Origin of the sequence: Pseudomonas sp. TYF_14, assembly GCF_043105275.1 — a bacterium.
Lineage (GTDB): Bacteria > Pseudomonadota > Gammaproteobacteria > Pseudomonadales > Pseudomonadaceae > Aquipseudomonas > Aquipseudomonas alloputida.
On record NZ_JBICLK010000081.1, the window covers coordinates 175,342 to 200,077 of the forward strand.

Here is a 24,736-nt window from a genome sequence, read left to right on the forward strand (position 1 = left end):
GCGAGGCGGTACTTTGGTGGGTAAACGCAGGTCACTCGTACGGTGGCCTGCGTTGAGCCTTCAGACGTAGATGAACACCAGCACCAACGCCGCGACCACTGCCCATTTTTCCAGGTAGTAGCGCATGCGGTTGCGCTTCTTCAGCGCCTTGCCACGCTCGCGGATCTTGTAGATGCGGGTGAACAGGCGGTTGATGCCACCGGTCTTGTCGCTGGCGTCGTTGGGCGCAGCGGCAGCGGCCATCACGTTGCGGCTGAACCAGCGGTTGAACGCGGTTGCCCAGCGGTACTTGAGCGGGCGCTCGACGTCGCAGAACAGGATGATGCGGTTGTGCTCGGTGGTGTTGGCGGCATAGTGGATGTAGGTTTCGTCGAAGATCACCCCCTCGCCATCGCGCCAGGCGTATTTCTCGCCGTCCACGTCGATGTAGCAGCCGTCGTCATTCGGCGTGTCCAGGCCCAGGTGGTAACGGTACGAACCGGCATACGGGTCACGGTGGCGCACCAGCTTGGCTCCCGGAGGCAGGGTGGCGAACATGGCGGCCTTGACCGTTCCGATGCCTTGCAGCAGCTCGGTCGTGCGTGGGCAAAGGGCCATTGCCGACGGGTGGCTTTCGCCATACCACTTCAGGTAAAAGCGCTTCCAGCCGGTTTTGAAGAATGAGTTGAAACCGACGTCATCGTAATTGTCGGATTTCTTGATTTCGCCTACGTGCAGCAACTGGCGGCCTTCCTCACGGATCTCCTGCCAGTGGTCCTGCAGCGGTTTCAGTTCTGGAAAGGCCTCGACCGGCAGGTAGGGCTTGGCCGGGTGTTTGGAGAACAGGTACAGGAAGCTGTTGATCGGGGCCAGGAAGCTGGAGTGGTCGCCCAGCTGGCGAGTCAGCTTGTGGCGAACCCGACCGCGCAGGTGAACATAGGCGATCGAGAGGGCGAAGATAAGTACGAGTGCAATTTTCATGGACGTTTACTTGTCGAAAAATGGCCATGCTCCATGGCATGAGCCCGCCAGCATAAACAATCATGGGGGCAGTTTGTACTTATTGTTATGAAACTGCGGGGCGACATTGGTGTAATACCCTACCGTCTTGCGCAAACGTTTCATGTCAGGGAGTTTGTATGGTTCAGGATATACGCCCCAGCGGTAGCCCGTTCAAGCGGCTGTTCTTCGCCTTGCCGGTCAGCGACGCGCAGCGCCGTGACCTGGCCCAGTGGCGGCGCGGGCTGAACCTGCGCAGCGGCAAACCGGTGCCGGCGGCCAACTTCCATGTCACGCTGCTGTTCCTCGGCGATGTAGATACCGCCCAGGTGCCTGCGATCTGTGCGGCAGTCGATCAACTGGCACTGCCGGCCATGGCACCGCGGCTTCTGCTTGACCGCTTGCAGGTGTGGCAGCGGGCCGGCGCCTTGGTGCTGGAGGCGCAGCAGGTACCGCCCGCCCTGTTGCAACTGGTGTACGGTTTGCAGCAGGCGTTGCTGCCGTTGGGGCTGGAAGCGGCCACGCGTGAGTATCGACCGCACCTGACGCTGTCCAGGGATTACCGCGGGCAGCCGCCCGAGGCCAGTAGCGCGCCGGAGTTTTACCTCACCGCGCGACACTTCACGCTTTACGAGTCGCGCAAGGGGGCTTACTGGCCATTGGCGCAGTGGCCGCTGGCGGACTGACTCGCCGGGCGAAAAACGCCTTGTCCCGGATGCGTACCTGCAGGGGCTGTTCAGATCGGGTGATTACACCGGCATGCTTTGGTAAGGCAATTCATCCCCCGGGCTGCGTTCGAACTGGCGCTTGTACTCGCGGCTGAACTGCGAGGTGCTCTGATAGCCCACCCGGTGCGCAGCCTGTGCCACGCCCAGGCCTTCGCCAATCAGCATCTGCTGCGCCTTGAGTAGCCGCAAGCGCTTCAGGTACTGCATTGGCGCCATGTCGGTGCAGCGCTTGAAGTGTTCATGGAAGGTCGAAACGCTCATGTTGGCCCGCGCGGCCAGTGCCTCCACGCTCAGCGGCTCGGCGTAGTGCTCGCGCAGGTGGGCGAGGGCGGCGCCGATGCGGGCGAAGTGCCCCTGTTGCTCCACCAGTGCCCGCAACACACCGGCCTGCGGGCCGCGCAGCGCGGTATACAGCACCTCGCGTACGCGCGCCGGGCCCAGTACCTTGGCGTCAAGCGGGTCCTGCAGGCAGTGCAGCAGCCGTTCCACACTTTCGCGCATGGGTGCATCCAGTGCCGCCGAGGTCATCGATTGCGGGGTTTGCGCCTGCACTTCAGCGTCCGGTGCCAAGCCCATGCTCTGCACCAACTCGCCCAGCACGCCACGGTCGATGCCCACCGCCACGCCCAACAGCGGCGCCTCGCGGGTGGCAAAGGTTTCACACATGAACGGCACCGACAACGCCTGCACCAGGTAATGCCCTGCACCGTACTCCAGGGTACGCGGCCCCAGGCGTGCCAGCTTGCTGCCCTGGGCCACGATCATGAGGCTGGGTTCGTAAATCTGTGGGCTGCTGGCCACATAGTGGTCCCAGCTCAACACCTGCACTTGGGGCAGGAGGGTGGGCACGAAGCCCGGGCGCGTGGTGAGGCTGCGGATCAGTGAGCAGAGCGGCGCATTGGCATCGACGTGACGGGTCAGTTGCATGGTGGACCAAGGGCAGAGAATCAGACAGCTTGATCATCGCAGATTGAGGGCATGGCGCCAGCCATGGCTTGGCATCTTCGTAGAATCAGGCATGCATGCCGGAGAATCAGTCGTGGGCGAGGCGGCGAACGACGCGCAAAATGTGTCGCCTGAATCGTTTCACTTCACTGCGAGGCCCTGCATGTATACCGCCATCGGTTATGCCGCTCAAACCCCCACCAGCCCCCTGGCCCCCATGACGTTCCAACGCCGCAGCCCGCGCCCGGATGACGTCGCCATCGACATCCTGTACTGCGGCGTGTGCCACTCCGACATCCACCAGGCGCGCAACGAATGGGGCATTGCCGTGTACCCGCTGATGCCGGGCCACGAGATCATCGGCCGGGTCACGGCGGTGGGCGACAAGGTCACCGCGCACAAGGTCGGTGACCTGGTGGGCGTCGGCTGCATGGTCGACTCGTGCCGTACCTGTGAAGCCTGCGCCAAGGACCTGGAGCAATATTGCCTCGAAGGCCCGACCATGACCTACGCCACCCCGGACCGGGTCGACGGCAGCAACACCATGGGCGGGTACTCCAGCAGCATCGTGGTCAGCGAGCACTTCGTGGTGCGCATACCGGCCGGCATGGACCTGCCCAGCGCTGCACCTATTCTGTGTGCCGGCATCACCACCTATTCGCCGCTCAAGCACCACGGCGTTGGCCCAGGCCACAAGATCGGCATCCTCGGCATGGGCGGCCTGGGCCACATGGGCATCAAACTGGCCAAGGCCCTGGGTGCGGAAGTGACCCTGTTTACGCGCTCCCAAGCCAAGGCCGAGGAAGCTCGCCGCCAGGGGGCCGACCATGTGATCGTCTCCACCGATGCCGAGCAGATGCGCGCCGCTGCCGGTCGTTTCGATTTCCTGCTCGACACCATTCCGGTGCAGCACGACCTCAACCCGTACCTGGAAACGCTGAAGTTCGACGGTGTGCACATCCTGGTCGGCCTGATCGAACCGATCGACCCGGCATTGCATGCGGCCAATCTGGTGATGAAGCGCCGAGTGCTGGCGGGGTCGTTGATCGGGGGGATTGCCGAGACTCAGGAAGTGCTGGACTTCTGCGCCGAGCACGACATCCGTTGCGATATCGAGATGCTGGATATCCGCAACATCAACCAGGCCTATGAGCGGATGATTGCCGGTGATGTGAAGTACCGGTTCGTGATCGACATGGCCACGTTACAGGGCTGATTGATCGGTTGCCTGTACGGGCCTCTTCGCGGGCAAGCCCGCTCCTGCACAGGGGTGATGTAGGGCTTGCGCGCGGTGGGGCCGTACAGGCAGCAACGATGCAGCCGTTTTACCAGGCCATTGGCTTGTCCCAGCCCTTCCAGAACAACCATCGCCGCACCTCGCCGTGCGCCCCGGTACCGATCTGCCACTCGGGCCGCCCGCTATCCAGCGCAATCACCGAAATAACCCCCGCATGGCTCGCCGCCACCAGCGTTTGCCCGTCGGCGCTGATATCCATCGCACTGATGGTCGAGCCCAGGTAATGCTGCCAATGCTCCGTACCCTCTTCGCCAAACGCCCGCAGGTAGCCATAGGCATCACCCACAATGTACTCGCCATCGCGCGCTACCCCCGCATACACCCTTGCGCCATCCTGCACCAGCGGGGTACGCGGGTCCTGGCTGTAGTAATCGGTATCCAGCCCGTGCAGGTCTGCCACCCTCACGGCCAGCGTGGCACCGCTGTAGAAATGGCAGGCATTGACGATCAACTGGTCACCGGCGCGGTTGAACAAGGCAAAGTGTGGGTATTCACTGCCCGGGCCGATGTGCGCCAGCGGCTTGAGCTGTTCGTCCAGAACAAGGTGCCGGCTGCCTTGCTCACCCACGACGATCAGCCGGCCATCCGCCGACACCGCACCATGCTCCATGCTCAGCCCCAGGCTGATGTCGTCCGGGTCGGTGCCCTCGGCCAGCTCTTCGAGCACGCGTGCCTGCTGTGGCAGCAGGCGAGTCGCACCTTGAGTGGCCAGCACGAAGATACCTTCGGCGCTCACCAGCAGTACTCGCTGGCCATCGGGGAAGGGGATCAGCGCGGTCGGTGTGGGCGGCAGGTCGAACGGCTCGAACGGGTAACCTGGCGGCAACCCCTCCAGCCCCGTGGGCCAGGCCAGGCGTTGCACTTGCGGGCCGCCCCAGCCATCGGTCACACGCACGCCCTCGGCATTGGCCAGGGCGAAGTAGCGCCGCGCGGGGCAGCGGCCAAAGTGTTCGATGCCGATGACCGGGGTTACCCCATGGTGGTCGATACGCACCACCTGGCCCTTGTCGTAAGGCATGCCGATGCGGGCCAGCAGGCTGCCATCTTCCAGCAGCAGGACATGGCTGATGCCTTGGCCGTGGTCTTCGAGCAACGGTATCAAGGGGTGGTGTGCGGGTGGCCAGGCCTTGCGGAATGCCTGGCGCTGCTGTTCGTCGACGCCAGGACGGTTGGCTGCCTGCAGGGCTGACAGCCAGGCGTCGAGCAGGTGTTCGGTGGCGGGTGCCTGCGGCTCTTCGAGGTTGTCCCAGCCGTGCGCACGGCCCTGCGCGACGTAGTCGTTGACGGCCTGGGCATAGGCGATGACTGCCTGCTGCCACTGCTGCTGGGGGTGTTGCTTGTCCATGAGCGGATCGGGCTCCTTGTTGCACACGCGTTTCACACAAAGCGCGCATGGTACTCCTTCTGGCTGCCCTGCGGTTGTGAGGCCCCAGCTTGGCGCGTACCATGCCGGGCATTCCTATCCATAACAAAAACGTACGTTGGCCCCCTGCAAGCGGGTGGCTGGCGTGCGACCTGTTGCCTTGTCTGCGGAGAAGCGGTTTCCACCCATGAACGGACCCATACCCACACACCTGCCGCCCACAACGGGCAGCGGCAGCTGGCTGAGCGTCATCGCCCTGGCCTTGGCGGCCTTCATTTTCAACACCACCGAGTTCGTCCCGGTGGCGCTGCTCAGTGACATTGGCCGCAGCTTCGACATGAGTACTGCCCAGGTCGGCCTGATGCTGACCATCTACGCCTGGATCGTGGCACTGGCCTCGTTGCCCATGATGTTGCTGACCCGCAACATCGAACGGCGGCGTCTGCTGCTGTTCGTGTTCCTGGTGTTCATTGTCAGCCACTTGCTGTCCTGGCTTTCGCAAAGCTTCGCCATGCTGCTGGTCAGCCGCATCGGCATTGCCCTGGCGCATGCGGTGTTCTGGTCCATCACCGCCTCGCTGGCGGTGCGTGTGGCGCCGCCGGGCCAGCAGGCCAAGGCGCTGGGCCTGCTGGCCACCGGTACTACCCTGGCCATGGTCCTGGGCATCCCGCTGGGCCGTGTGGTGGGCGAGGCACTGGGCTGGCGTATCACGTTCCTGAGCATTGCCGGGGTAGCGCTAGCCACCATGCTTTGCCTGATCAAATCGCTGCCGCTGCTGCCCAGCCAGAACTCCGGTTCGTTGCGCAGCCTGCCGGTCCTGTTCAAGCGCCCGGCACTGGTCATTACCTACTTGCTGGTGACGCTGGTCATTACCGCGCAGTTCACGGCCTACAGCTATATCGAGCCGTTCGCCCTGCACGTAGCGCAGATCGGCGGCGACCGCACCACGCTGTTGCTGCTGTTGTTCGGCGGTGCCGGGGTTTTTGGTTCATTGTTGTTCAGCCGTTACAGCGAACGCTTCCCGCATGGCTTCCTGGTAGGTTCGATCGGGGTACTCGCCGCGTGCCTGTTGCTGATGTTGCCGCTGTCGGGCAACTTCTATGTGTTTGCAGTGCTGAGCATGTTCTGGGGCGTGGCAATTCTCAGCTTCAGCCTGGCGCTGCAGTCCAAGACCCTGAAGCTGGCGTCCGACGCCACCGATGTGGCCATGGCGCTGTTCTCGGGTATCTACAACATCGGCATTGGCGGTGGTGCGCTGCTGGGCAGTATCGTCAGCAGCCAGATGAATGTGGCGGATATCGGCCTGGTGGGCGGCAGCGTGGCAGTGGTCGGGCTGGTACTGGCCGTTGCCAGTACCCGGCGCTTTCGCGAGGCGTTGACACGTTGAGCCGAGGCCGCTCAGGCCCCTTGTCGGTCAAGTAGAGGCTCAGGCCAATACTGCAGCCCATGCCGATATCAACAAAACCCCCGCCAACACTTGGTTGAACACCCGCAACCGCCCCGGTGCCTGCAGCCACCGGGCGCTCCCCACCCCCAACACCGCCCAGGCGGCCATGCTCGGCAGAGCGATCAGCAAGAACACCAGCGCCAGCTGCCACACTGGCAACGACGGCGCGGCAAATACCCCGACCACCGCCACGGCCATCAACCAGACCTTGGGGTTCACCACCTGCAACGAGGCCGCACTGAGCGCACTGAAGCCTTGTGCCGTGGCCGCATGGAGCGGGGCGGCGGCACTGCGCAGCATCTTCCACGCCAGGCTGCTCAGCCACAGCACCCCGGCCCAGCTCATCAGCTGTTGCGCCAGGGGGTAGCGCAGCAGCAGTTCGCCTAGCCCCAGCCCGACGAGCAGCACAATGGCTGCAGCCGCGCCACACGCCGCCACGATCGGCGCCAGGCTTGCGCGCAGGCCCCGGCGGGCGCCATGGGCCAGGATCAACAGGTTGGTCGGCCCCGGGCTGATGCTGGACACCAGGGCAAACAGAATGAAGGGCAACAACGACTGTGACATGGTTCAGGGCTCCGTAACATCGAAGCACCATGCTCGCTGCCCGCCGGCACTCAGTCTGGAAGGTTTGAGCAGCGCCTGCGGTAGTCGGCCGGGGTCAACTGGTAGGCGCGGCGGAACCAGCGCCCCAGGTGGCTCTGGTCGGCAAAGCCCAACGCCACGGCCACTTCGGCAGGTGTCTGGCCTTGGGCAAGCAGGCGCCGCGCGCGGGCCAGGCGCAGCTGGATCAGGTAGGCATGGGGTGCAATGCCGAACGCTGCCTTGAACGCACGCGTCAGGCGAAAGCGGTCGATGCCGCAGGCCTGGGCCAGGTCCTCCAGGCCGATGTCGCGTTCCAGGTTGGCATGCAGGAAGTCCCGGGCGCGCTGTGCGGTCAGCGGCAGGCGCGGGTCGGGGTTGATGCGGCGGCGCCAGTGCAGGTGGCGGGTCAGGCAGGCCAGCAGATCGTCCATGGCCGTTTGCCTGACGATGCGCAAGTCCTGGTCATGCACGGCCCGGAAGGCCAGGGCGGTGGCCCGCGCCAGGCGTTCGTCGTGGCACAGGGTGTCGGCAAAGCTGGGCAGGCTGTCGCCCGGCGCGTGCTCGTACAGCGCGCGCAGCTGTTGGTCGAGCCAGGCGGGCTCCAGGTACAGCGTCGAATAGGTGAAGCCTTCTTCGGTGGGCGCCAGGCCATCGTGGATGTCGCCAGGCTCAAGTAAGAATACCTGCCCCGGCGTGCTGCGATGGCGTACCCGGCGGCAGTTGAACTGCTGCACGCCCTGCTCGGTCACGCCGACCAGGAAGCTGTCGTGCCAGTGGGGGTCATAGGCATGGCCGACAAAATGCGCACGGACCGACTCGATGCCGGTGTCGGCGTCCTGTTTGAAGTCGATCCAGTTGCTCATGGACGAGTACCGTGGGGTAAATGGCTACCTTAGCGCAACGCCCCCGGCTCAGTCTGGAACGATTGTGCAGCCGTTGGTCAGGGCCCGGGCGCGCAGGGCCTCGAAGCGTTCGCGTAGCCACAGGTGCAATTGCGTCACGGCAGGCGTGAGCTGCTTGCGATGAGGGCAGACCAAGGCCAGCGGGGTAGGCTCGCCGATCAATTCGGGCAGGACGATTTCCAGTTCACCGGCCGCGATGTTGGCGCTGACATCCAGCCACGACTTGTAGACGATACCTTCCCCCTGGATGGCCAGGCGGCGGATGACGTCGGCATCGTCACTGACCAGCGGCCCACGCACCTGCACGGTGCGGTTACCCAACTGCCACTTGTCGTACACCCGGCTGTGCTGCATGTACAGCAGACAGGCATGCTGTTGCAGCGCGTCGGGGGTGAGCGGGCGGCCGTGGCGGGCCAGGTAGTCGGGCGAGGCCACCAGCACGCGGCGGTTCCATTCGGCCAGTGGCAGGGCGATGTAGTTGGCATCCTGGTTGAGGCCATAGCGGATGGCCACATCCACAGGGTCGCGGTTGAGGTCGGCCATCTGGTCGGACAGGAAGAAGCGCAGTTGCAATGCCGGGTGGTCGCGGCGGAAGGCGCTGAGCCAGGGCAGCAGCATGTTGCGGCCCATGTCGGAAGGGGCCGATACCTGCAGGGTGCCGCGCAGGCTATTGGGGTTGCCATGCAGATCTTCATGGCCCTGGCGCAGGCTTTCCAGCACATTCAGCGCGGTTGGCAGGTAGCGCTCGCCCTCGGCGGTCAGGCGCAGGCTGCGGGTGGTGCGGGCGAACAGGCGTACATCCAGGTCGCGTTCCAGGCGTTTGATTGCGGCAGCCACCTGGCCCGGCAGCAGGCCTGCTTCATGGGCGGCGGCAGTGAAGCTCCCCAGCACGCTGCTGCGGGCAAACAGTTCGAGGTCGGTGATGCGCAGCATTTTCATTCCAGGGATGAAAGTGTTGTTACATTGTGCCGCTTTTTCTTTTTTGCTGGAAAGATAAGATGCCCGGCACATCCACTGTTCACTCTGGAGTTGTCGCATGGATACCGTATCGCTGGCCAAGCGCCGTTACACCACCAAAGCTTACGATGCCTCACGCCGCATTCCCCAGGCCACTGTCGACGCCCTGCTCGAACAACTGCGCCACAGCCCGTCGTCGGTCAATTCCCAGCCCTGGCATTTCATCGTCGCCGACACGGCCGAAGGCAAGGCCCGCCTGGCCAAGAGCACTGCTGAGGGTTACGCCTACAACACGCAGAAGCTTCTCGATGCCTCGCACGTGATTGTGTTCTGCACCCGTACCGAGATGACTGAAGAACACCTGAACGCCGTGCTCGATCAAGAGGCCGCCGATGGCCGTTTTCGTGATGAGCAAGCGCGCGCCGGGCAAAACCAGAGCCGCCGTCACTACGTCAACCTGCACCGCTTCGACCAGAAGGATGTGCAGCACTGGATGGAAAAGCAGACCTACCTGGCGTTGGGTACTGCCTTGCTGGGTGCGGCGGCGCATGGGCTGGATGCCACGCCGATCGAGGGCTTCGACAGCAAGGTCCTCGATGCCGAACTGGGTTTGCGTGAGCGTGGGTTCACCAGTGTGGTGATCCTGAGCCTGGGTTACCGCAGCGAGGCGGATTTCAACGCCGGGCTGAACAAGTCGCGGTTGCCGGCATCGCAAGTGTTCACCTTCCTCTGAAGTTTTTGGGGCCGCTTTGCGGCCCTGGCAATGCTGGCGGTCAACCTGGCAAAGCCCTGGCTTCGACCGCCCGACCCGGCAAACTGGCAATGACCCGGCATATACCGCATACTTGTCGGCAAATGCCGAAAAGGAGCATGCCATGCTTGCCGAAGTGCTTCGCGACAACGGTTACCACGAGTACCGGGCGCGCCTGCAGGCGCTGCTGGACATTCCCGAGCTTGCCAGCGATTTCGAAATCCACACCCGCATCACCGATGGTTTTGCCGCCACCTGGTTGGTAAAGCTGACCGAACGCGGTGTGCTCACGCCGGTGGAGCGCGACCAGATCATCCCGCTGCGCACCCTCAAATCCCGTATCGAGCGTGACCAACCGCTGACCGTGGATGAGAGCGATCGGCTGTTCCGCTCGGCCCACATCACCGCCATGGCCGAGGCCGTGTTCGGTGAAGCGGGCAAGGCCAAACGCTGGCTTTCCAAGCCCAAGGAACGCTTCTCGGGGCTGACGCCGATGCAGATGCTCACCACCCAGCAAGGCACCACGCAGGTCGAAGAAATGCTGCTGCAGATTGCCGAGGGCTATGGCCTGTGATTTTGTGGCGAATCAGCGCCTATGCAGACTTGAGCGGTACGGGGGGCTTGCGTGTAAGTGGCCGCTGGCACCAGGCGGGTCGGCCGGTGGTGTATGCCGCCACCAGCCCTCCTGGGGCGATGCTGGAAGTGTTGGTGCACCTGGAGATCGACCCCGAGGATTTCCCTACCACCATGCGCTTGCTTCGCATCGAACTGCCCGACACGGTTTCCCAGGCGCAGTTGCCCGCTTTGCAGCCCGGCTGGTCTGCTCAGCCTGAGTTGACCCGAACGCTGGGCAATCGCTTTCTGGATGACTGTTCGGCATTGCTGCTGCCGGTGCCAAGCGCGATCATGCCCAGCACCACCAATTACCTGTTCAACCCACGGCACCCGCAGGCGCAGAGCGCGAAAATCCAGGTTGAGGATTTCACGCCGGACAGCCGCCTGTTCTAGGGCGTGGTCACCACAGTGCTGCCGATGCTGCCGCCAGCACCCGGCCAAACACGTCGAGTGCCTTGTCCACGTCCGCCTCGGTGCTGAAACGGCCGATGCTCAAACGCACACTGTTGCGAGCCTGACGCTCATCCAGCCCCAGTGCCAGCAGCACATGCGAGGCAGCGTTGCTCGCCGAGTTGCAGGCCGAGGTGGTCGACAAGGCCAGCTCGCCGGCCAGCGCCGTGCTGTTGAAGCCCTTGCTGTCGATGCACAGGTTCAAGGTATGGGGAATGCGTTGCTTGGCGCAGCCGTTCAGGGTAACGCCAGGCATGGCCAGCAGGCCTGTGCGCAGGCGTCTTGCCAGTTGCTCAAGGCGCTGGTGCTCGCTGTCGCCAGGTTGGCCGGCCAAGGCAAAGGCACTGCCCATGCCCGCTATCTGATGGGTCGCCAGGGTGCCGGAACGCAGGCCCTGCTCATGGCCGCCGCCGTGCATCTGCGCACGCATCAGCACGCGAGCGCGCGGCCCGACATACAGCGCGCCGATGCCTTTCGGCCCGTAGACCTTGTGCGCCGAAAAAGACATCAGGTCCACGGCCATCGTACGCAGGTCGATAGCCAGCTTACCCACGGCCTGCGCGGCATCCACGTGCAGCAGGGCACCGTGGGCACGCACCTGCTCACCGATCGCGGCAAAATCGGTGACCGTGCCCAGTTCGTTGTTGACCGCCATCAGCGATACCAGGCGGGTGTCAGCGCGCAACGCTGCCTGCACACTTGCAGGCTGGATCAGGCCATCGGCATCCGCTGCCAGGCGGGTGACGGCCCAGCCCTGACGTTCCAGCTCGGCCACGGTGTCGAGCACGGCCTTGTGTTCCAGCTGGCTGGTGATCAGGTGTCCGGGCTGGCCGATGCCTTGGGCAATACCCTTGAGCGCCAGGTTGTTGGACTCGGTCGCGCCCGAGGTCCATACCAGCTGCTCGGCGTGCGCGCCGACGCACTCGGCGACTTGCTGGCGCGCCTGCTCCACGGCGTGACGTGCAGCCTGGCCGAAGGCGTGGCCGCTGGACGCCGGGTTGCCGAAGTTGGCCTGGTTACCCAGGCAGGCGAGCATGGTTTCGATAACCCGGTCGTCGACGGGGGTAGTGGCGGCGTAATCGAAGTAGAGTGGGGCGCTAGGCATTGAGGGCAGGTCCGTGTCAGTGGCCGTGAAATCGGCGATCATTGACGTAAGCGTACCTGCCAACAGCGGTATTTTTTTCGTTTCCCTCAGGTCGATTCGCGATTATTTTAGAAAAAAAATTCTCTATCGAAGATCTTTCATGGAATTTTCTACTTTGTCTGGTGAGGGGCCATTAATGGCACCTCACCGGCACCTTCAGGCGTGCTCCAGAGCCTTTTCTTCCTCTGCCACCACGCGCTCGCACAATTCGGTGATCTGTTCGCGCATCCAGCGGTTGGCCGGGTCCTGGTCGGTGCTTTCATGCCAGTACAGGTGCGTTTCCAGTGCAGGGACCTCCACCGGCAGCGCCTGATAACGCAGCTGATGGCGACGGGCGAAGCGCTCGGGAACCGTCATCGCCATGTCGGTCTGCTGCAACACCTGTGACGCCATCAGGTAGTGTTGCGAACGCAGGGCGACCTTGCGTTGAACACCCATCTTGCCCAGCGCCAGGTCGACGTAACCCAGGCCGTTGCGGCGGCTGGAGATATGGATGTGGGTCATGCCCAGGTAGCTGTCGAGGGTCAGCTTGCTGTCGGCCAGCGGGTGACCCTGGCGCAGGGCGCAGACATAGCGGTCCTGCATCAGTTTGATGTGGCGCACCTGCGGGTCGGTGTTCAGTGGCGCGTCGATGGCAAAGTCCAGGCGGCCGGCCGCGAGTTCCTTGGTGGTCTCGCGGCGCTTGCACAGGAAGCTTTCGATCATGACTGCCGGCGCCAGGCGGCGCAGGCGCTGGAACAGCGGCGGCAAGATGACCGCCTCGGTCAGGTCGGTCATGCTGATGCGGAAGGTCTTGTTGGCCTGCTGCGGGTTGAACGTGCGGCTTTCCTGCACCGATGTCCGCAACAGCGCCAGCGCGTTGCGCACAGGGCCGATGATGTTCTGCGCCATGGGTGTGGGCACCATGCCTTGCGCGGTACGCACGAACAGCGGGTCATTGAAGGTTTCGCGCAGGCGCGACAGGGCATTGGACACTGCCGGCTGGGTAATGCCGACGATCTGCCCGGCGCGGGTCAGGTTGGCTTCGGTGTAGATCGCATCGAACACGATGAACAGGTTGAGGTCGACCTTGCTAAGGTTCATGGGCGCCGCTCTTTGTTGGAATTATCGGTCGATCATATATCGGTTATGAATGTTTATACACGCGGAAAATAGACTAGGTGGATGGAGCAATGCTGCTCTAGGCTCTGGCCCACGTACTCCGAACTGTGAAGGTAGCCCAGATGGATTTCGCCTATTCGCCCAAGGTCCAGGCACTGCGCGAGCGTGTCACTGCGTTCATGGACGCTCATGTCTACCCCGCCGAAGCCGTGTTCGAGCGCCAGGTCGCCGAGGGTGACCGCTGGCAGCCCACTGCAATCATGGAGGAGCTTAAAGCCAAGGCCCGCGCCGAAGGGTTGTGGAACCTGTTCTTGCCCGAGTCGGAATACGGCGCTGGCCTGAGCAACCTGGAGTACGCACCGCTGGCAGAGATCATGGGCCGCTCGTTGCTCGGGCCGGAGCCGTTCAACTGCTCGGCGCCGGACACTGGCAACATGGAAGTGCTGGTGCGCTATGGCAGCGAGGCGCAGAAACGCCAGTGGCTGGAGCCACTGCTGCGCGGCGAGATCCGCTCAGCGTTTGCCATGACCGAACCGGACGTGGCCTCCTCGGACGCCACCAACATGGCTGCTACCGCCATACGGGACGGTGACCAGTGGGTGATCAACGGCCGCAAGTGGTGGACGTCCGGCGCCTGCGACCCGCGCTGCAAGGTCATGATCTTCATGGGCCTGTCTGACCCTGAAGGGCCACGCCACCAGCAGCATTCCATGGTGCTGGTGCCGACCGACACGCCGGGCGTGAAGATCGTCCGCCCGCTGCCGGTGTTCGGTTATGACGATGCGCCCCATGGTCATGCCGAAGTCCTTTTCGAGAATGTGCGGGTGCCATACGAAAATGTGATCCTTGGTGAAGGACGCGGCTTCGAAATTGCCCAGGGCCGCCTGGGCCCAGGCCGTATCCACCACTGCATGCGCTCGATCGGCATGGCCGAGCGCGCACTCGAGTTGATGTGCAAGCGTTCGGTGGAGCGTACTGCTTTTGGTCGGCCACTGGCCCGCTTGGGCGGCAACGTCGACAAGATCGCCGACTCGCGCATGGAAATCGACATGGCCCGGCTGCTGACGCTCAAAGCGGCCTACATGATGGACACCGTCGGCAACAAGGTGGCCCGTAGCGAGATCGCCCAGATCAAGGTGGTGGCGCCGAACGTGGCCTTGAACGTGATCGACCGGGCTATTCAGATACATGGTGGGGCAGGGGTAAGCGGCGATTTCCCGCTGGCCTACATGTATGCCATGCAGCGCACCCTGCGCCTGGCTGACGGGCCGGATGAAGTGCACCGGGCGGCGATTGGCAAATACGAGATTGGCAAGTATGTGCCGGTGGAGATGTTGCGTAGCGGGCGGTGAACGCGTCAGCCTGCGCCGGCCCATTCGCGATCAAACCCGCGCCTGCAGTGATTGCGCAAAATCCTGCAACTTGTAGGACGTATCTGAATTTTGGCTGAGGCCACTTGAATCTCCCTTGCTGGTGATAGGTTTCCAACCTGAATCAAGTACAGGGAGTTCATATATGCGCGTCAATCTAGAGGGGAAAGGTCAGGCGGTAGACGGCGATGTCACCACAACGGGTGCTGTCTGTATTGCGACGGGGGCCGGCTATCTAGACGAAGGCCGAATGGTGCTCCGTGAAGGCGACCACACCACCTTCAACCCCGAGCGCTTCTCCCAACCGATAATAGGAGTGCTGCCTGGTACGCTGGAGCCTGGTTTCTACGTAGTTTCACAACGCATGTCGTTTCCCCAGGTGCTGCTACAACTTGGATGATTGACTTTGACAATTGGTCCCCATTGTTGCAAATAGTATTCCTGATTGCGCCTTTCATCCTGGGCCTTGCGGGGATCGCTATCAATGTGAAAATTGCTTTGTCGAGTGATTTTGATGTCGCCCTTTCAGCGATCACGAGCAACCCCTATCTTGAGCAGATGAAACCCGTATGGGGCGGACGAAACCTAAGGCATCGATGCCTACTGATGAGTACAGTAAGCGCTTTGGTCACATTCCCAAGGTTACATTTACGCCTCGGTTGGTTGAACGAAGCGGAGCTTGACAATTTCCCCCCAAAGTTGAGGCGAGATATGGGAGCAGCCCTTTGGCTGATCTTGATTGCCTCACCGGGGGCGGCGGTTGGTTACTTCATCATCAAGCAATGATTGCAACTCAGACCCGCAACTGTGGGTCATTCTTCTTTTGTCCCGTTGTTTTCTTATCGTTAGCTGCTTTTTCTATCGTCTTGTCGTCTTTATTCAACGTCTGCCCCCGCGTCTTGATCAACGAAATCACCACCCCACCCAGCAACAACCCGAATGTCACGCCCAACGACAGCAGCGCCGGCACCTTGCCCACCATGCCGTGGTAGAAAATCTTGCAGCCAATGAAGATCAACACCAGCGCCAGGGCGTACTTGAGGTAGACGAACCTGTGCATCAGCGCCGCCAGCGCGAAATACAGCGAGCGTAAGCCGAGGATGGCGAAGATGTTGGAGGTGTAGACGATGAACGGGTCCTGGGTGATGGCGAAGATCGCCGGCACGCTGTCGACGGCAAACACCAGGTCGGCCAGTTCGATCAGTACCAGTGCCAGAAACAGCGGGGTGGCATAACGCAGCGCCTTGCTGTGCCCGGCCGGGGTATGGCGTACGAAGAAGTGCGAGCCATGGATCTGGTCGGTAACCCGCATGTGCCGCCGCACGAACTTGAGGATCGGGTTGTTGGCCAGGTCTGGGCGACTGTCTTCCTTCGACAGCGCCATTTTCACCCCGGTAAACAGCAGGAAGGCACCGAAGATGTAAAGCACCCAGGCAAAGTTCTGTACCAGCGCCGCGCCCACGCCGATCATGATGGCCCGCAGGAACACCACGCCCAGGATGCCCCAGAACAGAACGCGGTGCTGGTAGCGGCGGGGGATGGCGAAGTAGCTGAAGATCATCGCCATGACGAACACGTTGTCCATGGACAGCGATTGCTCGACCAAAAAACCGGTGTAGAACTCCAGTGCCGACTGCGCGCCCAACTGGTACCAGACCCCCGCGCCGAACAGTACACCGACACTGAAATAGCCTGAATACAGCAGCAGGCTCTCGCGCATTTCAATTTCCCGGTCGTGGCGGTGCAGCACGCCCAGGTCGAGCACCAGCAAACCGATGACGATGGCCATGAACACCAGCCACAACCAGGCGCTGGTACCGAGGACAGGTGTTGTGAGGAATGATTGCAGAGCTGTCATGAGCCCCTCCTTGAATGTCGACGTTGCAAGGCAACAGTGATCCGACATGGCGGCTTGGCAGCCGTCAGAGGGGCCCGGTATCACATGGGCTTGAGCGTAGACCCGTTTGCCCGTGATACCGAATGGGGAGCTGTTACATTTCTTTGCCAGTGCAGAGTTCAGGTCCGCAATCCTTTGCTCAGCCCGTTCCCTTCTATTAAATAACCCCAGTTATAGCCAAAACCAATCGAAAGCATGAGCTTTGCCAATGAGCCTTCAGCGGGATGATTAGTTAGGATTCTATCCATCAACTGATTCCAACCCCATGAAGGAGCGTCTCTCATGCCAATCATCAACAGCCAGGTCAAACCCTTCAACGCCACCGCCTACCACAAAGGCGAGTTCGTTCAGGTCAGCGAAGCCGATCTGAAAGGCAAGTGGTCTGTCGTGTTCTTCTACCCGGCCGACTTCACCTTCGTTTGCCCGACCGAGCTGGGTGACCTTGCTGACAACTACGCCGAGTTCCAGAAGCTGGGCGTGGAAATCTACGGTGTTTCCACTGACACCCACTTCACTCACAAAGCCTGGCACGACACTTCGGACACCATCGGCAAGATCGAATACCCGCTGATCGGTGACCCGACTCACGTCATTTCGCGCAACTTCGACGTGCTGATCGAAGAAGCCGGCCTGGCCGACCGCGGTACCTTCGTGATCAACCCGGAAGGCCAGATCAAGATTGTCGAGCTGAACGACGGTGGTGTAGGCCGTGATGCTGCTGAGCTGCTGCGTAAGGTCAAGGCTGCCCAGTACGTTGCCGCTCACCCAGGCGAAGTGTGCCCGGCCAAGTGGAAAGAAGGCGAAGCCACTCTGGCGCCGTCGCTGGACCTCGTAGGCAAGATCTAAGGTCATGCCCATAACGCGGGCGGTAAGCAGCCGCCAAAGCTGAAGTACCTACCGCCCCGTCAAACGCCCGGGCGACCTCGCCTGGGCGTTTTTGTATCCGAGTTTTGAAAAAGGAATCGCCCGTATGTTGGACGCCACGCTTAAATCGCAACTGAAAACCTACCTGGAGCGGGTCACCCAGCCGATCGAGATCGTTGCTTCCCTCGACGACGGCGCGAAGTCCCGTGAATTGCACGACCTGCTGGTAGAGATTGCCAGCCTGTCGAACCTCATTACCTTCAGCGCGGACGGTACCGATGCCCGTCGCCCTTCGTTCTCGCTGAACCGCCCGGGTGCCGATATCAGCCTGCGCTTCGCCGGCATCCCCATGGGCCACGAGTTCACATCGTTGGTGCTGGCACTGCTGCAAGTGGGTGGCCACCCGTCAAAGGCCAGTGCCGAAGTGATCGAGCAGATCCAGGCCCTGGAAGGTGAATTCAACTTCGAAACCTACTTCTCGCTGTCGTGCCAGAACTGCCCGGACGTCGTCCAGGCACTGAACCTGATGGCGGTACTCAACCCCAACGTGCGCCATGTTGCCATCGACGGTGCGCTGTTCCAGGACGAAGTGGAATCGCGCAAGATCATGGCGGTACCGAGTATCTACCTCAACGGTGAGGTGTTTGGTCAGGGCCGTATGGGCCTGGAAGAAATCCTTGGCAAGATCGACACCAACGCTGGCGCCCGCCAGGCCGAGAAGATCAACGCCAAGGAAGCCTTTGACGTGCTGGTCGTCGGCGGTGGCCCCGCTGGCGCCGCTGCTGCCATCTACGCTGCCCGCAAGGGCATCCGCACCGGTGTTGCCGCCGAGCGCTTCGGCGGCCAGGTGCTGGACACTCTGGCCATCGAGAACTTCATCTCGGTGCAGGAAACCGAAGGGCCGAAGCTGGCCACGGCGCTGGAAGAGCACGTCAAACAGTACGACGTCGACATCATGAACCTGCAGCGCGGTGAAGCGCTGATTCCTGCTGCCGAGGGTGGTCTGCACGAATTGCGCCTCGCGGGGGGCGCTTCGCTGAAGGCCAAGACCGTGATCCTGGCCACCGGCGCCCGCTGGCGCGAAATGAACGTGCCGGGTGAGCAGGAGTACCGCGGCCGCGGCGTGGCCTACTGCCCGCACTGTGACGGCCCGCTGTTCAAGGGCAAACGTGTGGCAGTGATTGGCGGCGGCAACTCGGGTGTGGAAGCGGCCATCGACCTGGCTGGTATCGTCGCCCAGGTGACGCTGATCGAGTTCGACAGCCAGTTGCGTGCCGATGCGGTGTTGCAACGCAAGCTGCGCAGCCTGCCGAACGTCAACGTGATTACCAGCGCGCTGACCACCGAGGTGCTGGGCAATGGCGAGAAGGTGACTGGCCTGCGCTACAAGGACCGCACCACGGATGAACAGCACGAAGTGGCACTGGAAGGTATCTTCGTGCAGATTGGCCTGCTGCCCAACACTGACTGGCTGAAGGGCACCGTCGAGCTGTCGCCGCGTGGCGAAATCATTGTCGACGCCAAGGGCCAGACCAGCATCCCGGGTGTGTTTGCTGCAGGTGACGTGACTACCGTGCCGTACAAGCAGATCGTCATTGCGGTGGGTGAGGGGGCCAAGGCATCGCTGGCGGCCTTTGACCACCTGATTCGGACTTCGGCACCGGCGTAAGCCTGTACCGGCCCTTTCGCGGCTAAAGCCGCCCTCACAGGACTGCGCAGTTGTTGAAACTGTGAAGATCCCCGTAGGAGCGGGTTCACCCGCGAAGAGGCCGGTGCAAGCAAAGCAGCACCTGAAGGTGTCTATGCTTACTGCAGACCCCTCAGGAATCACACCCATGACCCTGATCAGCCGCGAACCCTGGTGGCTAGTCCCCCCAAAGCCCGGGCAGCAAGAGCAGGACCTGCACTGGGGCTACCTGGAAATCTACGCCGACGGTCGCGCTGTGTTCGTCGACCAGCGCCCCACTGACCGGGAGCTGGCCGAGCGCAAGAGCTGCCGCAATTTCCCCGACCCCGAGCCGTGACGGCTCAGCCTTCCAGCTCAGCCAGGCGCGCTTCCAGCGCCGCAATGCGGGCTTCGAGGGCTTCGATGCGGTCTTCTGACACACTGCCGCCACTGGTGCGCGCGCCGCCTTCCTGCTGCCGTGCAGCGAGAATCGCCTCGATTTCCGCCGGGTCGCCCAAGGCATGGGTGTAGCGGTCTTCACGCTGGCCGGCCTGGCGTGGCAGGTGCAAGGCCAGGTCCCGCGAGATCAGGCGCTCCAGCTGATGCTGGATCTGCTCGGCGTCGTCAAAGTCGTGCAGGCGGTTGCTACGAGTCAGCAGTTCGTTGAGGGTTTGCGGGCCCCGCAGGAACATCAGGCCCATCAGCACCAACTGCGCTGGCACCAGCTCCAGTGCCTTGTCTACCCGATGTTCCCAGCGGTCGGCACGGCTGCCCATCTGCAGGCGGGTCATGCCCTGACCTTCGAGGGCGCGCAAGGCCTGGCCGACCTGGCCTTGGGTGAGGTTCATCACCGGCTCGCGGCTGGTCTTCTGGTTGCAGGCCAGGACCAGGGCATTGAGGGTCAGCGGGTAGCTTTCCGGGCTGGTGGCCTGCTTTTCGATCAGCGAGCCGAGAACGCGGATCTCGATGCTGTTGAAGCGGCCTTCACCCGCGGTTTCGTGTTCTGACATGGCCCTGTCTCGTGGCTGGGGAAAGGCCACTAGGGTAGGTAATGCCATCGCGTAAGGCAATTGGGGCCGCAAAGCGGCCCCGGCCCTCTTAGCCGTGGCGCTGCTCTTGAGCCTGACATGCCGCGGCAGTGAACAGCACATCGGTCGAAGAATTCAGCGCCGTTTCGGCCGAGTCCTGCAACACGCCGATGATGAAGCCCACCGCAACCACCTGCATGGCAATTTCGCTTGGGATGCCAAACAGGCTGCACGCCAGCGGAATCAGCAGCAGCGAACCCCCGGCCACGCCCGAGGCGCCGCAGGCGCACACTGCCGCTACCACGCTGAGCAGCACGGCAGTCGGCAGGTCCACCTGGATACCCAGGGTATGCACTGCGGCCAGGGTCAGCACGGTAATGGTGATCGCCGCACCGGCCATGTTGATGGTCGCGCCCAGCGGGATCGACACCGAGTAGGTGTCTTCATGCAGGCCAAGGCGTTCCGACAACGCCAGGTTCACCGGGATGTTGGCGGCCGAGCTGCGGGTGAAGAATGCGGTAATGCCGCTTTCACGCAGGCACAGCAGCGTCAGCGGGTAGGGGTTGCGGCGGATCTTCCAGAACACGATCAGCGGGTTCATCACCAGCGCCACGAACAGCATGCAGCCGATCAGTACCGCCAGCAGGTGCAGGTAGCCGAGCAGCGCGTCCAGGCCCGACTGGGCCAGGGTGGAACTGACCAGGCCAAAGATGCCCAGCGGGGCGAAGCGGATGACCACGCGCACGATCAGGGTTACACCATTGGACAGGTCTTCGACCACGGTACGGGTCGTTTCGCCGGCGTGGCGCAGGGCCACGCCCAAGCCGATGGCCCATGTCAGCACGCCGATGAAGTTGGCGTTGAGCAGGGCATTGACCGGGTTGTCTACCGCGTTCAGCAACAGGTTCTGCAGCACTTCGGCGATGCCGCCTGGCGCGCTCAGCGTGGCCTCGCTGGTGCTTAGCGCCAGGTGCGACGGAAACAGCATGCTGGCAAACACGGCCACCACTGCTGCGGCAAAGGTGCCCAGCAGGTACAGCCAGAGGATCGGGCGAATGTGGGTTTCCTGGCCGTGACGATGGTTGGCGACCGAAGCCATGACCAGGATGAACACCAGCACGGGCGCAACCGCCTTCAGGGCACTGACAAATACCTTGCCAAGAAAGGCCAGGTCGCGGGCGATGGCAGGTGCAAGCAGGGCGAGGGCGATGCCGGCGAGCAGGCCGATGACGATCTGGGTCACCAGGCTGGTGCGGTTGAGGATGCGGAGGAAAGGGGTCATGTGCAGCGGTATCTCGGAATCTGGAAAGGGCGGACTTTACCATAGAGCACCTATAGCGCATGTCGGGCCGTGTTCTTTGTCAATCAGGCTTTTACGGCTACCAGTGAAACAACTCCCGCCGCGCCCCCTCGGTAATCGCCACGATCCCTGGGTGCTTGACCTTGCGCTCCACCGAAATGGCATAGAACGATTCGTGCACGGCCTCGGTCTGCCCGATCAGTTGCACGCCATACTGACGGCACACCTCCTCGGCGATTACGCTGGGCGCTACGAAAATGCCGCTGCCCGACTGTCCGAACGCTTGCATCAAGGCACTGTCATCGAACTCCCCCACGATCCGTGGCTGCACCTGCTGCTCGCCCAGCCACCGCAGCAGGCGGCTGCGTACCACGGTCTCCTGGCCGGGAACCAGCAGCGGAGCATCCTGCAGGCAAGCTGGAAAAGGACCTTCAAGCCGTTGTGCCAGCGCCGGGGTGGCGAAGAAGCTCAGCCCGCACTCGCCCAGCTTTTGGCTGTAGCACTTGATGTCCAGGTGGTTAGGCATGGGGCTGTCGGATATCACCAGGTCCAGGCGCTGGATAGCCAGGTCTGCCAGTAACCGCTCAAGTTTGTCCTCGCGGCAGTTGATGCGCAGCACCTCCTCCAGGTCCATGGTCGGTGCCAGCAGGCGGTAGACAATGGATTTGGGCACCACGTCAGCCACCCCCACACGGAACAGGATCTGCTCTTGAGGGCCGGCACGCAGCATGGCTTCAAGCTCGCTGCCGATCTGAAACATCTGCTCTGCATACACCAGGGCCTGACGGCCGGTTTCTGTCAGTTCCAGCTGCCGGCCAGCGCGCTGGAACAGTTCCAGGCCGTAGGTTTGCTCGAACAGGGTGATCTGCCCGCTGATGGTTTGCGGTGTGAGGTTCAGCTGTTGGCTGGCGCGGGTGATGCTGCCCGTCTTGGCCACGGCCCAGAAGTAATGCAACTGGCGATAGTTAAGCACCGTCGGTCGTTCCGATTCGTAAAAACCGAAGTATATGCCATGAAAATACGAATTTTCCTGAACTATTGCCGTCTTTAGAATGCACGGCTATCAGGCGCCATGCGCCGCCGGGTTATTTCAAGCGAGGACACCATGCTGCAACTCAAATCCATAGGCACCCCGTTGGTGCTGGCTTTGGCCCTGTTCACCCTGGCAGGCTGCGACCAGGCCGAGAAATCCGCGCAGCAGATGCTCGATCAGGCCGCGCAGTCGGCCAAGCAAGCCATCGACGACACCAACAAGGCTGCCCAGCAGGCGCTGAGCGAAGCCATCGGCAGCGAAGGGCAGAAGCCCAAGGATGCCGAGAAGAAAGAAGAAATCCAGGAAATCTGACCCCAACCGCTGCTGCAGGATTTGAACAATGGAATATTTGCTGGAACTCGCCGCTAGCCCTACCGCCTGGGTTGCCCTGGCTACGCTGGTGGCCATGGAAGTTGTACTGGGCATCGACAACCTGATCTTCATCTCGATCCTGACCAACAAATTGCCGGTGGAGTACCGCTCCAAGGCGCGGCGTATCGGTATCAGCATGGCCTTGGTCATGCGACTGGCCTTGCTCAGCACCGTGGCCTGGATCGTCCAGTTGACCGACCCGGTGTTCGAAGTGTTCGGCAACGCCTTCTCGTGGAAGGATGTGATCCTGATTGCCGGTGGTCTGTTCCTGCTGTGGAAGGCGACCAAGGAAATTCACGAAAACGTCGACCCGCATGGCGCCAAGGAGGAAGCCAAGGTCTCCTCCACGGTTACCCTGGGCTTTGCTGCGGCGATTTTCCAGATCCTGCTGCTGGACATCGTCTTCTCGGTCGACAGCATCATTACCGCCGTGGGTATGACCGAGCACCTGCCGATCATGATTATCGCTGTTATCACGGCTGTGATCGTGATGATGGTGGCTGCCGACCCGCTGGCCAACTTCATCAACGACAACCCGACCGTGGTCATGCTGGCGCTGGGCTTCCTCATCATGATCGGCATGACGCTGATCGCCGAAGGCTTTGGCGCCCATGTACCCAAGGGCTATGTGTATGCGGCCATGGCGTTCTCGACGGCTATCGAGGTCCTCAACATCCTGGCCCGTCGAGCGCGTTTGAAGCGTGAGGCGGCTGAAGGTTGATGTAAAAAGGGGCGCCTCGCGCCCCTCTTGCGGACAAGCCCGCTGCATAGGTATTCGCGTGGCACTGGCAACGCGAATACCTGTGCAGCGGGCTTGTCAGTCAGTGGGCTTCGGGAAATCCTGAGGTTAGCTCACCCCGGCATGCCGCCGGGGCCGTCTTACTGGCTGTGGCTTGGCGGGTGCCTGCGGTGGCAGGTGGTGTGCATGACGCCGCACGATACGCAGTACACCCCACAGCATGGCGGCTGCGACGCTCAGCCACATGCCTACCAGCATGAGAATTGCCATGGTCAGGCTCATCTGTGCCTCCATCTTTGCGGCAAGCGCTTGATTGGGCCGCGTTTACCTTCCAGACACTGCTTTAGTCTAGCCCTTCGTCTGTGACGTTCCATCGAACAATGGTCTATCTCTAGGGCCGATTCGCTCCAAGGCGCTGTCGGACTATACCCGCGCCGCTGTCGGACCTATGATCGGTGGCCAGAGCCGGGCGCTGCCTGCCTGGCGTTGGAACAAGCGAGTGTCCATGGAGCAACATTCCTTCAAGGCTGCCCCCCGGCGGCTACTGGCTGCCTGCCTGCTGGCTGCCACCCTGGCCGGCTGCGCCGGCGCACCGCCCGGCAACCTCAAGGGCCTGCCGCAGCGAGTCGAGATCAGCAGCGTGCCGTTCTACCGTGGCAACGCCAACCACAGCGGGGCCATGGCGCTGGCGGCAGTGCTGTCGCAGCAGGGGGCGCCTATTACGCCGGGCTTGCTGGATAAGCCGCTCAACCTGCCTCAGGGCGCTGAAACGCTGGATACCGCTATTCCCCGTGTGGCGCGGGACTACGGTAGGGTGGTGTACCCGCTGGACAAGCAACTGGACGCGCTGCTGACCCAGGTGGCAGCGGGCAACCCGGTGCTGCTGCGTTACGAGGACGGTTCGGCCTGGTGGAGCGAGCCGCGCTATGCGGTGTTGATGGGCTATGACCGTTACAAGCAGCGGGTGCTGCTGCGCTCGGGCATGCACCGGCGGCAGGTGATGGCATTCGATGAATTTGCATCGGCATGGGAGAAGCAGGGGAGTTGGGCGGTGCTGGTGCAGCCACCTCGGCAACTGCCGGCCCAGGTTGATCGCCAGCGGTGGTTGCATGCTGCGGATGAATTGGCCAAGGCCGGGCAAGAGATTGCGGCGAAGCAGGCGGTCAATAGCCTGAACGAATAGCGTTGCCTGTGCCGGCTTCTTCGC

At 62.4% G+C, this 24,736-nt stretch carries 27 protein-coding genes and 1 pseudogene; 15 read left to right on the forward strand and 13 right to left on the reverse strand.

The features are described from left to right. Positions 1–60 precede the first annotated feature (60 nt). Positions 61–960: a lipid A hydroxylase LpxO gene (lpxO, locus tag ACF8O8_RS21235; protein WP_392510388.1), complete on the reverse strand. Its 900-nt coding sequence runs from the start codon at positions 958–960 to the stop codon at positions 61–63. 158 nt (positions 961–1,118) lie between these two features. On the opposite strand from lpxO, the gene thpR reads away from it, so the two are divergent. Then, complete coding sequence (gene thpR / locus ACF8O8_RS21240) at positions 1,119–1,664, forward strand: RNA 2',3'-cyclic phosphodiesterase (RefSeq protein WP_392510389.1); 546 nt, start codon at positions 1,119–1,121, stop codon at positions 1,662–1,664. Positions 1,665–1,727: 63 nt separating this feature from the next. On the opposite strand, the gene ACF8O8_RS21245 is transcribed toward thpR, so the two are convergent. Further along, complete coding sequence (locus ACF8O8_RS21245) at positions 1,728–2,633, reverse strand: AraC family transcriptional regulator (RefSeq protein ID WP_010953378.1); 906 nt, start codon at positions 2,631–2,633, stop codon at positions 1,728–1,730. A gap of 181 nt (positions 2,634–2,814) precedes the next feature. On the opposite strand from ACF8O8_RS21245, the gene calA reads away from it, so the two are divergent. Beyond that, positions 2,815–3,867: a vanillin reductase gene (calA, locus tag ACF8O8_RS21250; RefSeq protein ID WP_010953379.1), complete on the forward strand. Its 1,053-nt coding sequence runs from the start codon at positions 2,815–2,817 to the stop codon at positions 3,865–3,867. A gap of 109 nt (positions 3,868–3,976) precedes the next feature. Here calA and ACF8O8_RS21255 read toward each other — a convergent pair whose 3' ends face one another. Further along, positions 3,977–5,293, reverse strand: coding sequence for a hypothetical protein (locus tag ACF8O8_RS21255; RefSeq protein WP_350297657.1), 1,317 nt, complete (start codon positions 5,291–5,293; stop codon positions 3,977–3,979). A 205-nt stretch (positions 5,294–5,498) separates the two neighbouring features. Here ACF8O8_RS21255 and ACF8O8_RS21260 point away from each other — a divergent pair, with 205 nt between their 5' ends. Beyond that, positions 5,499–6,698: a sugar transporter gene (locus ACF8O8_RS21260; RefSeq protein WP_392510390.1), complete on the forward strand. Its 1,200-nt coding sequence runs from the start codon at positions 5,499–5,501 to the stop codon at positions 6,696–6,698. 39 nt (positions 6,699–6,737) lie between these two features. On the opposite strand, the gene ACF8O8_RS21265 is transcribed toward ACF8O8_RS21260, so the two are convergent. From ACF8O8_RS21265 to ACF8O8_RS21275, 3 genes are read right to left on the reverse strand one after another with little or no spacing between them, the layout of a single operon-like run. After that, positions 6,738–7,322 (reverse strand): LysE family translocator, encoded by a 585-nt coding sequence (locus ACF8O8_RS21265; protein ID WP_010953382.1) that lies wholly within the window; start codon positions 7,320–7,322, stop codon positions 6,738–6,740. Positions 7,323–7,372: 50 nt separating this feature from the next. Beyond that, positions 7,373–8,203 carry an AraC family transcriptional regulator gene (locus tag ACF8O8_RS21270; RefSeq protein WP_003250518.1) on the reverse strand — a complete coding sequence of 277 codons (831 nt, stop codon included), beginning with the start codon at positions 8,201–8,203 and terminating at the stop codon, positions 7,373–7,375. A gap of 48 nt (positions 8,204–8,251) precedes the next feature. Then, positions 8,252–9,175, reverse strand: a complete 924-nt coding sequence (locus ACF8O8_RS21275) for a LysR family transcriptional regulator (RefSeq protein WP_010953383.1) — start codon at positions 9,173–9,175, stop codon at positions 8,252–8,254. Between the two features lie 103 nt (positions 9,176–9,278). On the opposite strand from ACF8O8_RS21275, the gene ACF8O8_RS21280 reads away from it, so the two are divergent. From ACF8O8_RS21280 to ACF8O8_RS21290, 3 genes are all read left to right on the forward strand, one after another. Further along, on the forward strand, positions 9,279–9,932 hold the full coding sequence (locus tag ACF8O8_RS21280; RefSeq protein WP_014591578.1) for an oxygen-insensitive NAD(P)H-dependent nitroreductase NfsB: 654 nt from the start codon (positions 9,279–9,281) through the stop codon (positions 9,930–9,932). Positions 9,933–10,074: 142 nt separating this feature from the next. Beyond that, entirely contained in the window at positions 10,075–10,524 is a 450-nt protein-coding gene (locus ACF8O8_RS21285) for an antitoxin Xre/MbcA/ParS toxin-binding domain-containing protein (protein ID WP_003250525.1), read from the forward strand. After that, the gene (locus ACF8O8_RS21290) at positions 10,521–10,958 is read left to right on the forward strand and encodes an RES family NAD+ phosphorylase (RefSeq protein WP_003250527.1); all 438 of its coding nucleotides are present in this window, start codon (positions 10,521–10,523) and stop codon (positions 10,956–10,958) included. Before ACF8O8_RS21285 ends, ACF8O8_RS21290 begins: the two co-directional genes overlap by 4 nt. A gap of 7 nt (positions 10,959–10,965) precedes the next feature. Here the strand turns inward: ACF8O8_RS21290 and ACF8O8_RS21295 are convergent, their stop codons facing one another. Both ACF8O8_RS21295 and ACF8O8_RS21300 read right to left on the reverse strand, forming a co-directional pair. After that, positions 10,966–12,120 (reverse strand): cysteine desulfurase family protein, encoded by a 1,155-nt coding sequence (locus ACF8O8_RS21295; protein WP_049587669.1) that lies wholly within the window; start codon positions 12,118–12,120, stop codon positions 10,966–10,968. Positions 12,121–12,315: 195 nt separating this feature from the next. After that, entirely contained in the window at positions 12,316–13,242 is a 927-nt protein-coding gene (locus ACF8O8_RS21300) for a LysR family transcriptional regulator (RefSeq protein ID WP_010953387.1), read from the reverse strand. A gap of 140 nt (positions 13,243–13,382) precedes the next feature. Here ACF8O8_RS21300 and ACF8O8_RS21305 point away from each other — a divergent pair, with 140 nt between their 5' ends. From ACF8O8_RS21305 to ACF8O8_RS21315, 3 genes and pseudogenes are all read left to right on the forward strand, one after another. Further along, positions 13,383–14,612 (forward strand): acyl-CoA dehydrogenase, encoded by a 1,230-nt coding sequence (locus ACF8O8_RS21305; protein ID WP_049587623.1) that lies wholly within the window; start codon positions 13,383–13,385, stop codon positions 14,610–14,612. Positions 14,613–14,775: 163 nt separating this feature from the next. Further along, positions 14,776–15,024, forward strand: a pseudogene (locus ACF8O8_RS21310) (PAAR domain-containing protein); the annotation flags it as partial. Between the two features lie 2 nt (positions 15,025–15,026). Continuing rightward, the gene (locus tag ACF8O8_RS21315) at positions 15,027–15,416 is read left to right on the forward strand and encodes a hypothetical protein (protein ID WP_392510391.1); all 390 of its coding nucleotides are present in this window, start codon (positions 15,027–15,029) and stop codon (positions 15,414–15,416) included. Between the two features lie 7 nt (positions 15,417–15,423). On the opposite strand, the gene ACF8O8_RS21320 is transcribed toward ACF8O8_RS21315, so the two are convergent. Then, positions 15,424–16,488, reverse strand: coding sequence for a TerC family protein (locus tag ACF8O8_RS21320; protein WP_010953389.1), 1,065 nt, complete (start codon positions 16,486–16,488; stop codon positions 15,424–15,426). 321 nt (positions 16,489–16,809) lie between these two features. On the opposite strand from ACF8O8_RS21320, the gene ahpC reads away from it, so the two are divergent. The 3 genes from ahpC to ACF8O8_RS21335 all read left to right on the forward strand — a co-directional run bounded on the left by ahpC (position 16,810) and on the right by ACF8O8_RS21335 (position 19,415). Then, the gene (gene ahpC / locus ACF8O8_RS21325) at positions 16,810–17,373 is read left to right on the forward strand and encodes an alkyl hydroperoxide reductase subunit C (protein WP_003250537.1); all 564 of its coding nucleotides are present in this window, start codon (positions 16,810–16,812) and stop codon (positions 17,371–17,373) included. Between the two features lie 124 nt (positions 17,374–17,497). Continuing rightward, positions 17,498–19,060, forward strand: coding sequence for an alkyl hydroperoxide reductase subunit F (ahpF, locus tag ACF8O8_RS21330; RefSeq protein WP_392510392.1), 1,563 nt, complete (start codon positions 17,498–17,500; stop codon positions 19,058–19,060). Positions 19,061–19,226: 166 nt separating this feature from the next. Beyond that, positions 19,227–19,415, forward strand: coding sequence for a hypothetical protein (locus ACF8O8_RS21335; protein ID WP_003250541.1), 189 nt, complete (start codon positions 19,227–19,229; stop codon positions 19,413–19,415). Positions 19,416–19,419: 4 nt separating this feature from the next. Here ACF8O8_RS21335 and ACF8O8_RS21340 read toward each other — a convergent pair whose 3' ends face one another. From ACF8O8_RS21340 to nhaR, 3 genes are all read right to left on the reverse strand, one after another. After that, positions 19,420–20,067 (reverse strand): YceH family protein, encoded by a 648-nt coding sequence (locus ACF8O8_RS21340; RefSeq protein ID WP_392510393.1) that lies wholly within the window; start codon positions 20,065–20,067, stop codon positions 19,420–19,422. 88 nt (positions 20,068–20,155) lie between these two features. Further along, the gene (gene sstT, locus ACF8O8_RS21345; RefSeq protein WP_010953393.1) at positions 20,156–21,367 is read right to left on the reverse strand and encodes a serine/threonine transporter SstT; all 1,212 of its coding nucleotides are present in this window, start codon (positions 21,365–21,367) and stop codon (positions 20,156–20,158) included. Between the two features lie 97 nt (positions 21,368–21,464). Then, positions 21,465–22,358 carry a transcriptional activator NhaR gene (nhaR, locus tag ACF8O8_RS21350; RefSeq protein WP_003250547.1) on the reverse strand — a complete coding sequence of 298 codons (894 nt, stop codon included), beginning with the start codon at positions 22,356–22,358 and terminating at the stop codon, positions 21,465–21,467. 132 nt (positions 22,359–22,490) lie between these two features. On the opposite strand from nhaR, the gene ACF8O8_RS21355 reads away from it, so the two are divergent. Then, positions 22,491–22,730 (forward strand): hypothetical protein, encoded by a 240-nt coding sequence (locus ACF8O8_RS21355; RefSeq protein ID WP_049587630.1) that lies wholly within the window; start codon positions 22,491–22,493, stop codon positions 22,728–22,730. Positions 22,731–22,758: 28 nt separating this feature from the next. Next, a complete protein-coding gene (locus tag ACF8O8_RS21360) occupies positions 22,759–23,511 on the forward strand; it encodes a TerC family protein (RefSeq protein WP_003250551.1) in 753 nt (250 codons plus the stop codon). Positions 23,512–23,637: 126 nt separating this feature from the next. Here the strand turns inward: ACF8O8_RS21360 and ACF8O8_RS21365 are convergent, their stop codons facing one another. After that, complete coding sequence (locus ACF8O8_RS21365) at positions 23,638–23,811, reverse strand: hypothetical protein (RefSeq protein ID WP_003250553.1); 174 nt, start codon at positions 23,809–23,811, stop codon at positions 23,638–23,640. A 166-nt stretch (positions 23,812–23,977) separates the two neighbouring features. On the opposite strand from ACF8O8_RS21365, the gene ACF8O8_RS21370 reads away from it, so the two are divergent. Beyond that, complete coding sequence (locus tag ACF8O8_RS21370; RefSeq protein WP_010953395.1) at positions 23,978–24,712, forward strand: peptidase C39 family protein; 735 nt, start codon at positions 23,978–23,980, stop codon at positions 24,710–24,712. The last annotated feature ends 24 nt before the right edge of the window (positions 24,713–24,736 follow it).

Excerpts from the sequence above, each read along its gene's own strand:
- ACF8O8_RS21300 (WP_010953387.1), bottom strand. The coding sequence starts at position 13,242 with ATGAACCTTAGCAAGGTCGACCTCAACCTGTTCATCGTGTTCGATGCG.
- ahpC (WP_003250537.1), top strand. The coding sequence starts at position 16,810 with ATGCCAATCATCAACAGCCAGGTCAAACCCTTCAACGCCACCGCCTAC.
- ACF8O8_RS21315 (WP_392510391.1), top strand. The coding sequence starts at position 15,027 with ATGATTGACTTTGACAATTGGTCCCCATTGTTGCAAATAGTATTCCTG.
- ACF8O8_RS21255 (WP_350297657.1), bottom strand. The coding sequence starts at position 5,293 with ATGGACAAGCAACACCCCCAGCAGCAGTGGCAGCAGGCAGTCATCGCC.
- ACF8O8_RS21280 (WP_014591578.1), top strand. The coding sequence starts at position 9,279 with ATGGATACCGTATCGCTGGCCAAGCGCCGTTACACCACCAAAGCTTAC.
- ACF8O8_RS21355 (WP_049587630.1), top strand. The coding sequence starts at position 22,491 with ATGCTGCAACTCAAATCCATAGGCACCCCGTTGGTGCTGGCTTTGGCC.
- ahpF (WP_392510392.1), top strand. The coding sequence starts at position 17,498 with ATGTTGGACGCCACGCTTAAATCGCAACTGAAAACCTACCTGGAGCGG.
- lpxO (WP_392510388.1), bottom strand. The coding sequence starts at position 960 with ATGAAAATTGCACTCGTACTTATCTTCGCCCTCTCGATCGCCTATGTT.
- sstT (WP_010953393.1), bottom strand. The coding sequence starts at position 21,367 with ATGACCCCTTTCCTCCGCATCCTCAACCGCACCAGCCTGGTGACCCAG.
- ACF8O8_RS21245 (WP_010953378.1), bottom strand. The coding sequence starts at position 2,633 with ATGCAACTGACCCGTCACGTCGATGCCAATGCGCCGCTCTGCTCACTG.
- ACF8O8_RS21340 (WP_392510393.1), bottom strand. The coding sequence starts at position 20,067 with ATGTCAGAACACGAAACCGCGGGTGAAGGCCGCTTCAACAGCATCGAG.
- calA (WP_010953379.1), top strand. The coding sequence starts at position 2,815 with ATGTATACCGCCATCGGTTATGCCGCTCAAACCCCCACCAGCCCCCTG.
- ACF8O8_RS21305 (WP_049587623.1), top strand. The coding sequence starts at position 13,383 with ATGGATTTCGCCTATTCGCCCAAGGTCCAGGCACTGCGCGAGCGTGTC.
- thpR (WP_392510389.1), top strand. The coding sequence starts at position 1,119 with ATGGTTCAGGATATACGCCCCAGCGGTAGCCCGTTCAAGCGGCTGTTC.
- ACF8O8_RS21360 (WP_003250551.1), top strand. The coding sequence starts at position 22,759 with ATGGAATATTTGCTGGAACTCGCCGCTAGCCCTACCGCCTGGGTTGCC.
- ACF8O8_RS21335 (WP_003250541.1), top strand. The coding sequence starts at position 19,227 with ATGACCCTGATCAGCCGCGAACCCTGGTGGCTAGTCCCCCCAAAGCCC.
- ACF8O8_RS21295 (WP_049587669.1), bottom strand. The coding sequence starts at position 12,120 with ATGCCTAGCGCCCCACTCTACTTCGATTACGCCGCCACTACCCCCGTC.
- ACF8O8_RS21370 (WP_010953395.1), top strand. The coding sequence starts at position 23,978 with ATGATCGGTGGCCAGAGCCGGGCGCTGCCTGCCTGGCGTTGGAACAAG.
- ACF8O8_RS21365 (WP_003250553.1), bottom strand. The coding sequence starts at position 23,811 with ATGAGCCTGACCATGGCAATTCTCATGCTGGTAGGCATGTGGCTGAGC.
- ACF8O8_RS21265 (WP_010953382.1), bottom strand. The coding sequence starts at position 7,322 with ATGTCACAGTCGTTGTTGCCCTTCATTCTGTTTGCCCTGGTGTCCAGC.
- ACF8O8_RS21285 (WP_003250525.1), top strand. The coding sequence starts at position 10,075 with ATGCTTGCCGAAGTGCTTCGCGACAACGGTTACCACGAGTACCGGGCG.
- ACF8O8_RS21260 (WP_392510390.1), top strand. The coding sequence starts at position 5,499 with ATGAACGGACCCATACCCACACACCTGCCGCCCACAACGGGCAGCGGC.
- ACF8O8_RS21275 (WP_010953383.1), bottom strand. The coding sequence starts at position 9,175 with ATGCTGCGCATCACCGACCTCGAACTGTTTGCCCGCAGCAGCGTGCTG.
- ACF8O8_RS21320 (WP_010953389.1), bottom strand. The coding sequence starts at position 16,488 with ATGACAGCTCTGCAATCATTCCTCACAACACCTGTCCTCGGTACCAGC.
- ACF8O8_RS21270 (WP_003250518.1), bottom strand. The coding sequence starts at position 8,203 with ATGAGCAACTGGATCGACTTCAAACAGGACGCCGACACCGGCATCGAG.